Here is a 14,100-nt window from a genome sequence, read left to right on the forward strand (position 1 = left end):
GCTTTATAATTAAGACGATTTAAATTAAGCGCACTATTAACTAAGTAATTAGCGTAGTAGTGACATTGCCATGCTTGGAAGCTGGTTAGTTTGAGACAGAACAGTTGTACCTGCTTGCATCAACATTTGGTTCTTAGTCATGTTTGAAGACTCTACTGCAAAGTCTGTATCCATGATACGACCTTTAGATGCTGTAACGTTTTCTACCATGTTACCAAGGTTAGCCATAGTGTGCTCAAGACGGTTGATGTTCGCACCGAAGTCTGCACGAGAGCTACCAATTTTTTCTACTAGACCGTCAGCGCCGCTGATTTTGTCTAGTGCTGCTTTTGCTTTAGTCGCGTCATCGATACCATCTGTAATTGCTGCATCAGCAAGAATAGTAGTGATTTCACCGATACCTGCGCTTGCGCTTACAGTCAATGTTTCAGCAGAAGATGCACCGATTTGGAATGTTACGTCACCTGCACCGAAGCCGCCGCCTTTAAGAAGGTTTTGACCACCGAACTTAGTGTTGTCTACGATGTTGTTTAGTTCTGCAGTAAGCTGTGTGAACTCTTTGTTAAGAGACGCACGGTCTGTTGCACTGTTTGAACCGTTCAACGATTGTGTAGCAAGGTCGTTCATACGGTAAACGATGTTTGTCATTTCATCCATCGCACCTTCAGCAGTTTGCATCATAGAGATGCCGTCTTGTGCGTTACGCATTGCTACTGACATGCCGCGTGTTTGCGCTTCTAGACGGTTAGCAATTTGAAGACCAGCAGCGTCATCAGCAGCTGAGTTCACACGGTAGCCTGTGCTTAGACGTTCCATTGCTGTGTTTAGAAGTCCGCTTGTTGTGTTCATTGTGTTTTGAGTTACAAGCGAAGCGTAGTTAGTGTGCATTGATAAAGCCATCTTAGTCTCCTTAGTTAGTCACTATATCTTTCAGGCCTCGGGATATTCCCTTGTCACTAACTAGAGGCGGTCGGTCGGCTTTAATGATTAATTTGAAAATTAAAAAATTTCTAAAAAAGATAAAAATTGATGATTTTTAGTGATTTGTATTCCATGAAAACCGGGAAAATCATCATATAAGCCTAAATTTTTTAGTTAAGTTAAAGAAACTATTGCCCAATGATCTTATGGTTATCCGTTATAAATAAAAAAACAGCACGAATAAATCGTGCTGTTTTAAATATAAATGGTTGAGTTTCAACTATTCCTCATCAAAAGACTGAAAGGAGAGAGAGGTTGGGATATCGCTGAAATAACCAAAATAATAACTGGCACCCAATAAACGATAGCGGTTAAGTTCCGTTTGACTCGCTACACGTCCGGCAACCCAAGTATATTTATGCTTTCTTAAGAACTTAGCAATAGGTAGGAAAGCGTGTCTTTCTTCTTTATCTTCTAGTGTGACTGACAATTTGATCATATCGGGACTAAAGTCTGCGACGCGCTCGAAGTTCACTTGCGATGTCGCGACTTCAAACCAAAGTGAATATGCATTCTCTTTTAACTTTTTGGTGAGTGTGGCGACTTTATCACGATCACATAACGTTTCATCAGCTTGAAGAGAAGGAATCACATGTTGAAAAGCAGAAGAGTGGAATTGAATCGTCTGTTCGAGAAAATAAACCCCAGGCTCCCACAGTAATGCATCCACGCGAATCGGCACGACAACATTACTAATCAAGTCGTGATGAAAGGCTTCTAACTGAAATTGTGTTTGTCTTAGTGCAAGGTAAAGACTGAACAAATCCAGGCAGTACTGCATTTGTTCAGAGAGTTTGAATTGATAGACACTTTGTTCTCCACGCATACCAAATCTCAACGTCAGGTGTTGGAATTCTACTTCTCCTGATTGAGCTTCCCTAATTGCTTGGCATGCGTGTTGGACATCATTGTGTTTTAAAGCATCAAAGACTAATTGATCGTCATCCGTGACGATGTGTTGTACTGCGAGACCAACCAAATGTTCGTACATCGCATGTGTTGAAATAAGATTAACCAAGGTTTCCTACCACATTGATTTGTTTGTTTTCTGGGATTTCGTTGTAAGACAATACTGCCAGCCCTTGTGTAAATGTACGAGCGTAACGCGCTAGAAGAGGGCGCAGCTGTGGCATAACGAGAAGGATCGGAGGTAGCCCCTGTTGCTTAAGCTGTTGTCTGATCAATGGCAAGTTTTGTTGGAACTGACCAAGAATGTTTGGCTCAATTGGGAAGCTATCTAGTGTTACCGTACCAGAAGATTGTGCTTGTTGCAGTGAAGTTAGTAGCATTTGTTCTAACTCATCAGACAGTGCGTAGACATTTAACTCGTTCTTTTGCCCTGCAATTAAGTTAACAAGCGTACGCTTTAGTGCACAGCGCACATCAGATGCAAGTAGGATCGGGTCCTTTGTATTTTCCGCGGATTCCAACATTGTGTTGGCAATCGTGCGAATATCTTTTAGTGGCACTTGGTCTAATAAAAGCTGACGATATACTTTCAGCTGCTGCGCTGGATTAAGTGCTGCTGCTAATGCTTCTGCTAGTTTCGGGGCTTGTTGTGTCAAACGCTGGGTTATTGCTTCCACATCGTCGTGCGTAAACAATTCTGCAAGGTTTGTCTTCATGATTTTACTAATATGAGTGGCAATAACAGTGCCATCATCGACAACTTGGTAACCCATATTAAGTGCTTTTGCTTTATCTTGATGCTCAATCCACACAGCTGGCAACTGATAAGCAGGATCGCTACCCAAAATGCCATCTACCTCACCGTAAGTTTCGCCAACCGCTATCGCCATTAAACGCTCTGGTTCAATAAAGCCTTGCTCAATGACTTCGCCATTTAGAGAAATTGTGTATTGGTTTGGCTTAAGGCTCAGGTTGTCACGAATACGAACTTCAGGTAATAAAAAGCCAACTTGTTCAGAAAGGTTTCGACGCACACCGCGGATACGTTGTGATAAAGGAGCCCCTTGTTCTTTGTTGACTAGATGGACGAGTCGATAACCAAGCGCAAGTGATAATGTTTGGACGTGAGGAATATCATCCCATGTCAGCGGTGTATCATCGTCTTGCATTGCTTGTGAAAGTGCTTCGACCTCTTCAATCTGGGAGTCTTGCACTGGCTTCTTGGTTTGACGCCACCCTGCGAACGCTAATGCGCCAGCAAAAGCAAAAAAGGCTAGGTGTGGCATACCCGGTACCATACCGATTACCGCCATAATACCTGCGACAGTAAATAGCGTTGCAGGAGTTGCCAGTAATTGCTTTTGCATGGTTTCCGACATGCCATTATCGCTATCATTAATTCGCGTAACGATAATCGCGGCAGCCGTTGCCAACAGTAGTGAAGGAATTTGAGCAACTAGACCATCACCGATTGTGAGTAGGGCATAAGTTTTAAAGGCGTCAGACGCAGCGAGTCCATGCTCGAAGACACCAATACTGATACCACCAATGATATTGATAAACAGAATCAACAAACCTGCGATGGCATCGCCACGCACAAACTTTGATGCACCATCCATCGAACCATGAAAATCGGCTTCGTTGGCGACTTCTTTACGGCGTAAGCGAGCCGTTTCCTGATCGATAAGGCCAGCGTTTAAGTCGGCATCAATTGCCATTTGTTTGCCTGGTAAAGCATCCAACGTAAAGCGGGCTGAAACCTCAGAAATACGTTCACCACCTTTGGTGATTACGACGAAGTTGATGATCATCAAGATGACAAAAACCACCATACCAACGACGTAGTTACCGCCAATGACGACTTCACCGAATGCTTGAATGACCTTACCCGCTGCGTCACCACCATTATGTCCTTCTAGGAGTACAATTCGCGTAGAAGCCACGTTCAATGTGAGACGTAATAATGTTGAGACCAGCAAAATAGTTGGAAAAACAGAGAAATCTAATGGTCGCTTTGCGGTTGTGCTGACCAGCAATACTAGGATTGCTAAGACGATATTAAAGGTAAACAGCGCATCCAGTAGCAGAGGAGGCAAAGGAAGAATCACCATTGCTAATATCATTAGCAAGACGATTGGAATGCCAACGTAGCCTTTGGTTGATGTTTGAAGTTGTTTTAACCGGTTAAGCATACTTTCGTGTCCTTGGATAAACGCGGGTTAATCAGTGCTGCAAATGTTTTGGAATCGAAAAATGAGGTAAAGGAATTGGCTCTTTTCCCTCACCTTTACGAAAGGCTTTCAATTGCAAAACGTAAGTAAGAATATGTGCCACTGCGATGTACAGTTGGCTTGGGATTGCTTGTTCAATCGCCGTCGTGTGATAAATCGAACGGGTAAGTGGCGGGGAGTTAATGATTTCCACTTTGTTTTCTCGGGCGATACGTTGAATGTGCATAGCGGTTTCGTCTACGCCTTTTGCGACGACAAAGGGCGCGTCAGAAAGCGAAGGCTCGTATTTCAGTGCGACTGCGTAGTGCGTTGGGTTTGTGATGATCACGTCAGCCGTCGGCACCATTTTATCGATCTTACGGCGCGCAAACTGTTGCTGTATTTGACGAATACGTTGTTTTACTTCCGGACGACCTTCATTATTTTTAAATTCCTCTTTCAATTCTTGTTTCGTCATGCGGAGTTCTTTTAGGTGTTCCCAACGCTGATAAGGAATGTCGATAACCCCAAATAACAACAAGGCGAAGCCCATCAAGAGTAAGCCTTCAAACAGAATTGACATTACTAGAGAAAAACCTTGGCTGAGCGGGAGATTTTGCATGCCAAGTAATGGCTGTAAGTGGTTGTCTAAATAGCCATATAAGATGCCGAAGATGACGGCTACTTTGAACGTCGACTTTAAGAGCTCAACCACTGAGCGGGTCGAAAAAATGCGCTTTATCCCGCTCAAAGGATTAATTTTGCTCAGCTTTGGCATCACGTTCGCTGGACGGAACATCCAACCGCCTAGCACAAGGCTACTACCACAGGTCACGATAATAATGACGGTAAACAATGGTAATAGCATGTCGATGATGACCGCTAAACTTTGTCCCAATTGCTCGACAAGTTGTTTAGGATTTTCTAGGTCGGCTCGCGTCAGCATCATGTTGTAGCGAAAGATACCCGACATGCTTTCCCAAATACTATTAAGCTGAGAGTAAAAGTAGAGCGCCACCGCTAGAAATATAACCGCAGTAGTAAACTCTTTCGCGCGAGGAATTTGTCCTTCCTGGCGGGCTTTCTTTACCTTCTGCGGTGAGGCTTTTTCAGTTTTGTCTTGAGAAGATTGATCGCTCATGCTCCCCCCAACATAAAGTTACTCAAGTGTCTAATGGTGTCGTGAGCGAGCGCCGTGTAGCGACCAGGAACACCAGAAACTGAGATTAATACGCTGAATAGACCCAGCAGCATCGTCATAGGAAAACCTAACGCATAGACATTAAGTGATGGTGCGGCTCGGTTCATTACACCAAAACTGATGTTGGCTAGAAGCATGGAAACAATAGCGGGCAAAGCCAAAGCTAGTGAAGAGGCAAACATCCAACCGAAAATATTGACAACACCTTGCAGAGAAAGCGATGTGATACCAGATCCGACTGGCCAAACAACAAAGCTTTGAATCACGATATCTATGACGAGTAAGTGTCCTTCTAGCGCAAGAAACAACAAGGTTGAGAAAATCAGAAATATGCGTCCCAAAATGGCGACAGAAAGCCCGTTAATAGGATCATTCATCATCGCCATACCTAAGCCCATTTGCAGAGAAATCACCTGACCAAGCATGGTGAAAACGTTAAAGAGCATGTGCAAAATTAACCCAAACATTACCCCCCAAATAGCTTGCTCAAAAGCAAGGAACAGGGAAGTCATAGAGAATAACTCGACTTGTGGCATGGGTGGCATTAACGGTCCAGTAATGACAACGATCGAGAGGGCCAGTAAAGTACGAACCCAAACAGGAATAATCGCATCACCAAAGAAAGGCATTGAAATAAATACGGCTCCCACACGAAAAAACGGCCACCAGAGTTGACCGAGTATCGCCGAGAGCTCTGCAAATGTGATGGCCATTAGCCAATCATCCCTGGTATGTTGTGGAACAAGAAATCAAACAGTTCCATGATCTTACGGAGCATCCAGTGACCTGCAAAAATCACCATTAATAAGGTAACGAGCAAACGTGGCAAAAAGCTGAGTGTTTGCTCGTTGATTTGTGTGGCAGCCTGAAATACGGCGATACACAAACCGACAATTAAGCCTGGAACAACCAATACGGCAACCATCAAAATGATCAGCCATACTGCATCGGAAAATAACGTTACGGTTAGTTCTGGGGTCATAACTGCTCCTAGTTAACCGAAGCTGGCAGATAAGGTGCCAACTGTCATTGCCCAACCATCCACGAGTACAAATACCACCAACTTAAAGGGAAGTGAGACAATTAAAGGTGATAGCATCATCATACCCATTGCCATCAGGACACTGGCGACAACCAAGTCGATGACCAAAAACGGGATGAAAAGCATAAAACCAATTTGGAAGGCGGTTTTTAGTTCACTAATGACAAATGCAGGCAAGACAACGGCAAATGAAATATCTTCAACGTTTTGGTCGATAGGCTCATTGGCAATACGTAACATTTGTTCAAGAGAGCTTTGGTGCGTCTGTGCCAACATGAACTCTCTCACTGGTTTCTCTGCAACAGAAAAAGCCTGTATTAGCGTGATTTCGCCGTTGTCGTATGGCTGAAACGCATTTTCATAAATATCGCTCCAGACAGGGCGCATAATCAGTAACGTCAATGCGAGAGCGATCCCGACCAACACTCTGTTAGGTGGGCTTTGTTGAAGACCAAGAGCTTGGCGCAAAATCGCAAGGACAACGACAATTCGAGTAAAGCTCGTCGCCATCAAAATAAATGCTGGAAGAAAACTGAGCGCCGTCATCAACAACAGAATTTGCAGTTTAACGCTGTATTCTTGTTGTGTGTCGCCATCAGAAACGGACAAGATAGTTAAGCCGTTGTCAGCCGCCATTGTTGGGAAAGCAAACAAAAGTGACACCAATACCAAAAGAGGTAACCAACGGTGCCAAGCGCTCAGATTTTTCATTGTGATGCCTACCTAAGATTATTGACCAACGCCACTCAATGCAGAGTCATGTACATCGATCAGACGAAGTCCATACTTATCATTGACAACGACAACTTCAGCGTGGCCCATAAGAGAACCGTTTACTTTCACGTCTAAAGGCTCGCCATTGAGCTTTTCCAACTCGATAACCGTGCCTTCACCCGCTTTCATTAAGTCCCCAAGTGGGATCTCCTTACTCGCAACTTCCAGCGTGACTGTGACAGGAATGCTTTTGAAAAAGCTAAGGTCACGTTCCGCAGTGGCTGGTTCTTGTTGGAGCGTATCTTCGGCTTCAAAGTCTTCTAATTGAAAATCATCAAAGTTCAGTTCTTCTGCGTCGAATGCATTAGTTTCTAGCGCTTCGCTCATCGCTGCGGTTCCTTATCAGGGTTAAAGATCAAAACAAGTTGGCCGTCTTGCTCGGCAATACGACCTGTAAATAGAGATTGGTTGCCAATGCTTACTGGAACCGTGTTAAGAAGCTCAATAGGTAAAATATCGTTGGGTTGTAAGCCAACCACATCACTTAAAGGCATCTTCTTTTTACTTAGAACAACGTTCAGTCGAACGGGGATCGTCTCTAAAGAACGACAGAAAGGTTGAAACAAATCGGTATCAGGCTGCAGTTCAAGCTGCTCGATTAGCGTTTGAATAAGATGACCATCTAGCTTGAGATGAATTGAGCCTTGATGATCGTCAAACGCAATGTTTAATTGAACGTTAATGCCAATTCCTCTAGGGGTCTCATACTCACCCGTGTCCCACATTTCACCAGGAGCAAGCCAACCGATGATGATTCGACTGATGCGCTCTTGTAAACGTAAGTCACTGGCCGTCAGAGTAGCGGCTGAACGCTCTGCACTTGCACCATAAAATCTATCAGCCAACTTTATTAGCGTGTGAGGGTTACCATGGATGAATACCATGCCGCCTTCCTGATGTTGATAGGTCGACGTTTGCTCTTTGTCCATCTCAACCGATGTAAAGCGGTGCAAGTCTACTGAGGTTAAGCTAGCTTCCACTTTTCCTGTGCTGAGCCAATTTTGTAATTCAGTCGTAAGGTTTGAGCAAGATTCTGAAATTAAATTATCGAGCTTCTCACGAATGATATGAATAGGTTTGCCTAATAATTCTACATCAAGTAGTTGACTATCAGAAATAGGCTCGCTAACTCTATTTTCCATTTATATTTTACCGTGCGTTAACAATCGAAAGTGTTTTAACTTAATGGCGTGTAGTCTACACAGAAATTTTAATGATCTTTTAGCTCCAAACTCTAAGATTGTGACTTTAGTTCACATGTTGCTTTGTTCATATAGTCATAATCTTTTAATGAAATTTAAAAAGAGTTAGTTTTCTTTATAAATCGCTTAATAAATAAAATAACAATGTTGAGCGTTTTAGTTGTTATAGATTTTTTAAATTGCCTTTATGGCGTAACAACAACTTCAAACAAATAAATTATAAGATACTGTTTTTTATGCTTAAAGCTTCCATTGGAGGCTAAGCGTGCTCTCTTGAGCGTTTTGTAACCAATTTTAATATTCAGAATAGGTAATTAAAATGATTAGCTATGCCAGTTCTCTCGGCTTGGTGGCATATTTAATTAAACGGTTTAAGTCATGGGAATGTAAGATATACATGAATCATGTCCGTTTGATAATTTGTAACACAATTATTGTTATCAGTTTTATTTTTTCAAAAGTGTCATATTCAGAAGAAGTCTTAACAATCCCTATGGACCTCTCTAAATGGACATATGAGGGAAATAAATTCAAATGCAACTTGTTGCAATCAAATAATGACTATGGGAAGTTTTATTTCCTAGCGGAACCTAATAATAAATTCTATTTTATTTCCGATATAGAATATGAAAACAATAAATGGAAAACGATTGCTTTAACAACTCAAAATGCTCCTTGGAGTAATGAGCTTTATAGAAAAGAATTTGGCTCCCTTGAATTTACTAAGCCGTCTCAGCGTTTCATCTTTAATAAAGGCGCTGAAGAATTCATGGATTCAATTGCTTCGGGTAGTTGGGTGACGCTGTCACTTAAAGGAAGTAATGCTTCCTCTGTTTCAGAGATTGTGATTCCTACTCTTCAAATTCAAAACGCATTGAAATCATTTAATGCGTGTCGCGCGCGATTGCCTAAATTGTCTTTTTCAGAGGCAAGGGATATGGCGCTCTCATTTGAGTTTGGTCAGAAGACGTTAAGTCGTGGACAGAAAGCAACACTAGAAGCGCTGTATAGCTATGTATCTGTGGATGATCGAGTGACCAAAATCCTCATCGACGGTCACACCGATAACGTTGGTTCAAGTTTAACGAACCTTTCTGTGTCACGTACTCGAGCAGAGCAAGTCACCAACGCTTTGATTGAGCTTGGGGTCGACGAGTCGATGATCGAAACACGAGCTCATGGTTCACGTTACCCAATTGCCAGCAATAACTCGGTTAATGGCCAAGCAAAAAACCGACGTGTCACCCTGCGTTTAGTGAGGGACAACGAGTATACGGCTGCGAAACACTACCCAGATCTACAATCACAAAATCAACAAACGAAAGTTAAGGTTCAATGATGACGAAAACGAAAATTTTGTTGGTTGAGCCAAATGAAGCTCTTGCTCAACCAGTATTGGATGTGTTGCAAAATGCAGGTTACACCGCGAAACACACTCGTACTGGTCGAGGCGCTTTGCTTGAAGAGCGAGCAGAAATCACTTTAGTGAGCTCTACGCTGCCGGATATGTGTGTTCGTGAGTTTGTCGCGTGTCACCAAAAGCAGCGAAATTCGGGTGTTGTTATTGCGATTGTCGACCAAGAACAAGGCATCTTGGCTGCTGAGACGATGAAAGCGGGCGCTACTGATTATCTATTACGCCCATTTGAATCTAATCAGTTGGTTAATCTGCTTAAACGTGTTGAAGCGTTAGGTAAGCCAATGGCCAACATTGTTGCGGAGTCTTGGAGAAGCAAACAAGTTCTGCAATTGGCGCATCGTGCAGCATGTACTAACGCGAGTGTGCTTATTACAGGTGAATCGGGAACGGGTAAAGAAGTGCTGGCGCGATATGTGCATGAGCACTCTCCGCGTATCAATGGTCCATTTGTGGCGGTTAACTGTGCCGCCATTCCAGAGTCAATGTTAGAGGCTGTGCTATTCGGTCATGTAAAAGGCGCGTTCACCGGAGCGACAAATTCTCAAAGCGGTAAGTTTGAAGAAGCAAATGGCGGGACGATTCTGCTTGACGAGATTGGTGAAATGTCACCTGCGGTTCAAGCTAAATTGTTACGCGTCCTTCAAGAGCGTGAAGTAGAACGTGTTGGTAGCCATAAAGCCGTTCAGCTCGATATTCGTGTTATTGCGGCAACCAACAAAGACTTACGTGAGGAAGTTCAAAAAGGCACGTTCCGTGAAGATCTTTATTATCGATTAGATGTGCTGCCTCTGCACTGGCCGCCTTTGCGTGAAAGAAAAGAGGACATTCTACCGATTAGCCAATTCTTTATTGAAAAGTATCAAGATAGCAGCCGCTGTCACTTATCCCAAGATGCGATTAGTGCGCTGAGTCAGTATCACTGGCCGGGCAATATTCGTGAGTTGGAAAATGTCATTCAACGCGCTTTGGTCATGCGTCATGGTGATTACATTACAGCCCATGACCTGATGCTGCCTATTGAGCTTGTCGCGTCAGTTCCTACAGCAGAGCCAACTTCAAGTTTTGGTCATGTAGAAGCGAAGAAGCAAGCTGAATATCAGTTTATTTTGGAAAAGTTACGTCAGTTTGGTGGAAACCGAACGAAAACCGCAAACGCGCTTGGAGTCTCTACTCGAGCGCTACGCTACAAGCTCGCAGCAATGCGAGAACATGGTATTGATTTACAGTCGGCACTAGGCTCGGCTGCCTAATAGGAGAAAAAATAGATGGCAAGTCAACCTACTCATGCGGTCTCGGCAGAGCAACTTATGTTGTCAAAAATGCAGGCGATGCAGGCACAAGTGCAGCCGCCAGAGTTTATCGTGAGTGCAAATCCTTTAGATCAACAATCACTAAACGCACCTTTATCGTTCTCACAAGCGATGACAAATGTGTTGGATACAGTGAATCAACATCAATCAGTGGCTAGTCAAAAAATGACGGCCGTAGAAACAGGAAAAAGTGATGACCTAGTTGGTGCAATGGTCGCGAGCCAAAAAGCCAGCTTGTCCTTTAATGCTTTGATGCAAGTGCGCAACAAAGTCGTGACCTCATTTGAAGATATTATGAAGATGCCGGTGTAATTCATGTCAGAACTAACCCCCCAAGTCGCCGGAAACACAGCTATGGCTACCGGCACAGCACAGACATTTTCTACTGCCAACGGCATGGACGATGTGACAACGAAGCTGAAGCAAATCTGGTCTAGCAGTCAGAGAAACTTAGTGCTATCTGCGGTGTTAGCTGCGATTGTTGCAGCGATTATTGTGGTTGCACTATGGAGTTCCTCGCAGAGCTTTCGTCCGCTATATAGCCAGCAAGAGCGTTTTGATATCGGCGAAATTGTGTCGGTATTAGAAAGCGAAGGCGTAAGCTACCGCATGCAAGAGCAAAATGGACAAGTTCTTGTACCAGAAGGTGAGGTTGCGAAGGTACGCATGTTGCTTGCATCAAAAGGTGTCAAAGCTAAGCTGCCGACAGGTTTGGATTCGCTCAAGGAAGATAGCTCTCTTGGTACGAGCCAATTTATGGAAACGGCGCGTTATCGTCATGGTTTAGAAGGTGAGTTAGTACGTACTATCATGTCTTTGAACTCAGTAGCGAACGCGCGTGTTCATTTAGCAATACCTCGTCAAACTCTATTCGTCCGCCAAAACAGTGAGAATCCTTCAGCATCTGTCATGCTTGAGCTCAAACCTGGTGAAGACTTAAAGCCTGAACAAGTTGAAGCGATCATTAACCTAGTGGTCGGCAGTGTCACGGCAATGAAGCCAGAATTTGTTTCTGTCATTGACCAGTATGGCCGTCTTCTTAGTGCGGATGTCGCTTCTGCGGAAGCTGGTAAAGTAAATGCGAAATATCTTGAATACCAGAAGAGTGTTGAAAAACAGATCATCCAACGCGCAGCAGATATGCTTACGCCGATTGTGGGGCCGAGTAACTTCCGAGTACAAGTCGCTGCCGATCTGGACTTTAGCCAAGTTGAAGAAACACAAGAAATTTTGGATAACGCACCGGTTGTGCGTAATGAGCACACCATTCATAACAACTCGGTTGATCAAATTGCGTTGGGTGTTCCTGGTTCTCTAAGTAACCAACCGCCAGTGACAGGATCTGGTGAAGTGGAAACGAACGATAGCCAAAACACGAATGCGCGATCTGAAGTGAATCGTCAATATGCTGTAGGGAGCAGTGTTCGTCGTACTCAATACCAACAAGGCCAAATAGAAAAGCTTAGTGTATCGGTTCTGTTGAACTCCAAAGCTTCGCCAGATGGTGTGGCGTGGAGTGAAGCCGATAAAGAGCAAATCTCAAACATGATCATGGATGCTGTTGGTATCTCTGCCACACGTGGTGACAGCTTAAGTTTAATGAGTTTCAACTTCACCCCAATCGAAATTGATGCTCCTCCTGCACTGCCGTGGTGGCAAGACCCTACAGTACAGCAGCCAATACGCTACGTTATTGGTGGCTTGTTAGGCTTGGCGATGATCTTCTTCGTACTGCGTCCATTAATCATGCACCTAACTGGCGTTGATAAACCTGTGCCTGAGCTAAATTTTGCTGAGCCTCAGGAAGAACCTGACTACGAAAACTTGCAAACGCGTGAAGAGCGCGAGCATGAAGAAGTACTTGATCGCCGCCTATCTGAAAAAGGCATCTCAGCCTCTTCAGGTTTAGATGTAAACAGCGACATGCTACCACCAGCAGGTTCGCCATTAGAAATTCAATTGAAACACCTACAGCTTATTGCTAATGAAGAGCCAGAGCGCGTAGCCGAAATACTGAAACAATGGGTAAACATCAATGAACACAGTTCTATCAAAGCAGACGCTTAGTTATGTTGAACAAACCGCGCTCGTGCTATTAGGCATGGGCGAGGATGCCGCAGCGAAGGTTTTGCAACACTTTAGCCGTGATGAAACCCAGCGTGTGACTCGTGCAATGGCGAAGTTAAATGGCATTAAGAGCGATTCTGCTCGTGGTGTTATTCAAACTTTCTTTGAAGATTTCCGTGAGCACAGCGGTATTCGAGGAGCCTCTAAGGAATACCTATCTAATACATTGCGTAAAGCATTGGGTAACGATTTGGCAAAAGGGTTATTAAATACCTTATATGGCGATGAAATTCGCAACAATATGCAGCGCTTACAGTGGGTGGAAGCAGAAACTCTCGCTCGTTTCATTGTGAACGAGCACCCACAAATGCAAGCAATTTTTCTAGCGTATTTGCCAGCAGACAGCTCTTCAGCGGTATTGAAGCACTTGCCACAAGATTACCATGACGAAATCTTGTTCCGTATTGCTCAATTGCAAGATATCGATCATCAAGTTGCCGTTGATTTGCATGAACTCGTTGAGCGTTGCATCGAAAAAGTATCCGCAAGTCAAAGCACGCCGTTATCAGGTGTTAAGCAAGCAGCAGATATCATTAACCGCTTTGAAGGTGACCGTGGTTCATTGATGGAAATGCTGAAGTTGCATGATGAAGATGTTGTTAATGCAATTGAAGAAAACATGTTCGACTTTATGGTTCTTGGCCGACAACGCGAAGAAACTATGGACATGTTGGTGCAGCAAATCCCGCTAGAGTTGTGGGCTGTTGCGCTAAAAGGTTCCGATATTACCTTACAACAAGCTATTAAGCGTTCAATGCCGCAACGTATGGTGAAAGCGCTAGAAGATGACATGGACGCACGCGGCGCTGTTGCGTTAAGTCGAGTTCAAAAAGCACGTCAAGACATCATGCAAATGGTACGTGAGCTGGATGAATCTGGTGAAGTTCAGCTGCTTCTCTATGAAGAGCCAACGGTGGAGTAAGG

The 14,100-nt window shown here is 43.9% G+C and carries 14 protein-coding genes; 5 read left to right on the forward strand and 9 right to left on the reverse strand.

The features are described from left to right. Positions 1-48: 48 nt before the first annotated feature. The 9 genes from lafA to R7Z50_RS08295 form a co-directional block, all read right to left on the reverse strand. A complete protein-coding gene (gene lafA / locus R7Z50_RS08255; RefSeq protein WP_005375019.1) occupies positions 49-900 on the reverse strand; it encodes a lateral flagellin LafA in 852 nt (283 codons plus the stop codon). Positions 901-1,201: 301 nt separating this feature from the next. Continuing rightward, positions 1,202-1,972, reverse strand: coding sequence for an EAL domain-containing protein (locus R7Z50_RS08260; RefSeq protein ID WP_005375023.1), 771 nt, complete (start codon positions 1,970-1,972; stop codon positions 1,202-1,204). A 19-nt stretch (positions 1,973-1,991) separates the two neighbouring features. Continuing rightward, the gene (gene flhA / locus R7Z50_RS08265) at positions 1,992-4,082 is read right to left on the reverse strand and encodes a flagellar biosynthesis protein FlhA (protein ID WP_318149004.1); all 2,091 of its coding nucleotides are present in this window, start codon (positions 4,080-4,082) and stop codon (positions 1,992-1,994) included. Positions 4,083-4,113: 31 nt separating this feature from the next. Continuing rightward, positions 4,114-5,241: a flagellar biosynthesis protein FlhB gene (gene flhB, locus R7Z50_RS08270; RefSeq protein ID WP_005375025.1), complete on the reverse strand. Its 1,128-nt coding sequence runs from the start codon at positions 5,239-5,241 to the stop codon at positions 4,114-4,116. After that, positions 5,238-6,014, reverse strand: coding sequence for a flagellar biosynthetic protein FliR (gene fliR / locus R7Z50_RS08275; RefSeq protein ID WP_318149005.1), 777 nt, complete (start codon positions 6,012-6,014; stop codon positions 5,238-5,240). Before fliR ends, flhB begins: the two co-directional genes overlap by 4 nt. After that, the gene (fliQ, locus tag R7Z50_RS08280) at positions 6,014-6,283 is read right to left on the reverse strand and encodes a flagellar biosynthesis protein FliQ (protein WP_005375036.1); all 270 of its coding nucleotides are present in this window, start codon (positions 6,281-6,283) and stop codon (positions 6,014-6,016) included. The genes fliR and fliQ overlap by 1 nt, the downstream gene beginning before the upstream one ends. 12 nt (positions 6,284-6,295) lie before the next feature. Further along, positions 6,296-7,054: a flagellar type III secretion system pore protein FliP gene (fliP, locus tag R7Z50_RS08285; protein WP_318149006.1), complete on the reverse strand. Its 759-nt coding sequence runs from the start codon at positions 7,052-7,054 to the stop codon at positions 6,296-6,298. Positions 7,055-7,072: 18 nt separating this feature from the next. Next, the gene (fliN, locus tag R7Z50_RS08290) at positions 7,073-7,444 is read right to left on the reverse strand and encodes a flagellar motor switch protein FliN (protein ID WP_005375038.1); all 372 of its coding nucleotides are present in this window, start codon (positions 7,442-7,444) and stop codon (positions 7,073-7,075) included. Beyond that, a complete protein-coding gene (locus R7Z50_RS08295) occupies positions 7,441-8,259 on the reverse strand; it encodes a FliM/FliN family flagellar motor switch protein (RefSeq protein ID WP_318149007.1) in 819 nt (272 codons plus the stop codon). The genes fliN and R7Z50_RS08295 overlap by 4 nt, the downstream gene beginning before the upstream one ends. Positions 8,260-8,638: 379 nt before the next feature. Between R7Z50_RS08295 and R7Z50_RS08300 the strand changes: the two genes are divergently transcribed. Genes R7Z50_RS08300 through R7Z50_RS08320 form a run of 5 tightly spaced genes read left to right on the forward strand, consistent with a single transcriptional unit; the run spans position 8,639 to position 14,098 of the window. Further along, positions 8,639-9,658, forward strand: a complete 1,020-nt coding sequence (locus R7Z50_RS08300; protein ID WP_262667861.1) for an OmpA family protein — start codon at positions 8,639-8,641, stop codon at positions 9,656-9,658. Next, positions 9,658-10,989, forward strand: coding sequence for a sigma-54 interaction domain-containing protein (locus R7Z50_RS08305; protein ID WP_031778880.1), 1,332 nt, complete (start codon positions 9,658-9,660; stop codon positions 10,987-10,989). The genes R7Z50_RS08300 and R7Z50_RS08305 overlap by 1 nt, the downstream gene beginning before the upstream one ends. A gap of 15 nt (positions 10,990-11,004) precedes the next feature. Next, the gene (gene fliE, locus R7Z50_RS08310) at positions 11,005-11,361 is read left to right on the forward strand and encodes a flagellar hook-basal body complex protein FliE (protein WP_005375045.1); all 357 of its coding nucleotides are present in this window, start codon (positions 11,005-11,007) and stop codon (positions 11,359-11,361) included. A 3-nt stretch (positions 11,362-11,364) separates the two neighbouring features. Further along, positions 11,365-13,116, forward strand: coding sequence for a flagellar basal-body MS-ring/collar protein FliF (fliF, locus tag R7Z50_RS08315; RefSeq protein ID WP_005384024.1), 1,752 nt, complete (start codon positions 11,365-11,367; stop codon positions 13,114-13,116). Then, on the forward strand, positions 13,085-14,098 hold the full coding sequence (locus tag R7Z50_RS08320) for a flagellar motor switch protein FliG (protein ID WP_005375048.1): 1,014 nt from the start codon (positions 13,085-13,087) through the stop codon (positions 14,096-14,098). The genes fliF and R7Z50_RS08320 overlap by 32 nt, the downstream gene beginning before the upstream one ends. Positions 14,099-14,100 lie beyond the last annotated feature (2 nt).

The organism is Vibrio sp. 1249-1 (assembly GCF_033340495.1).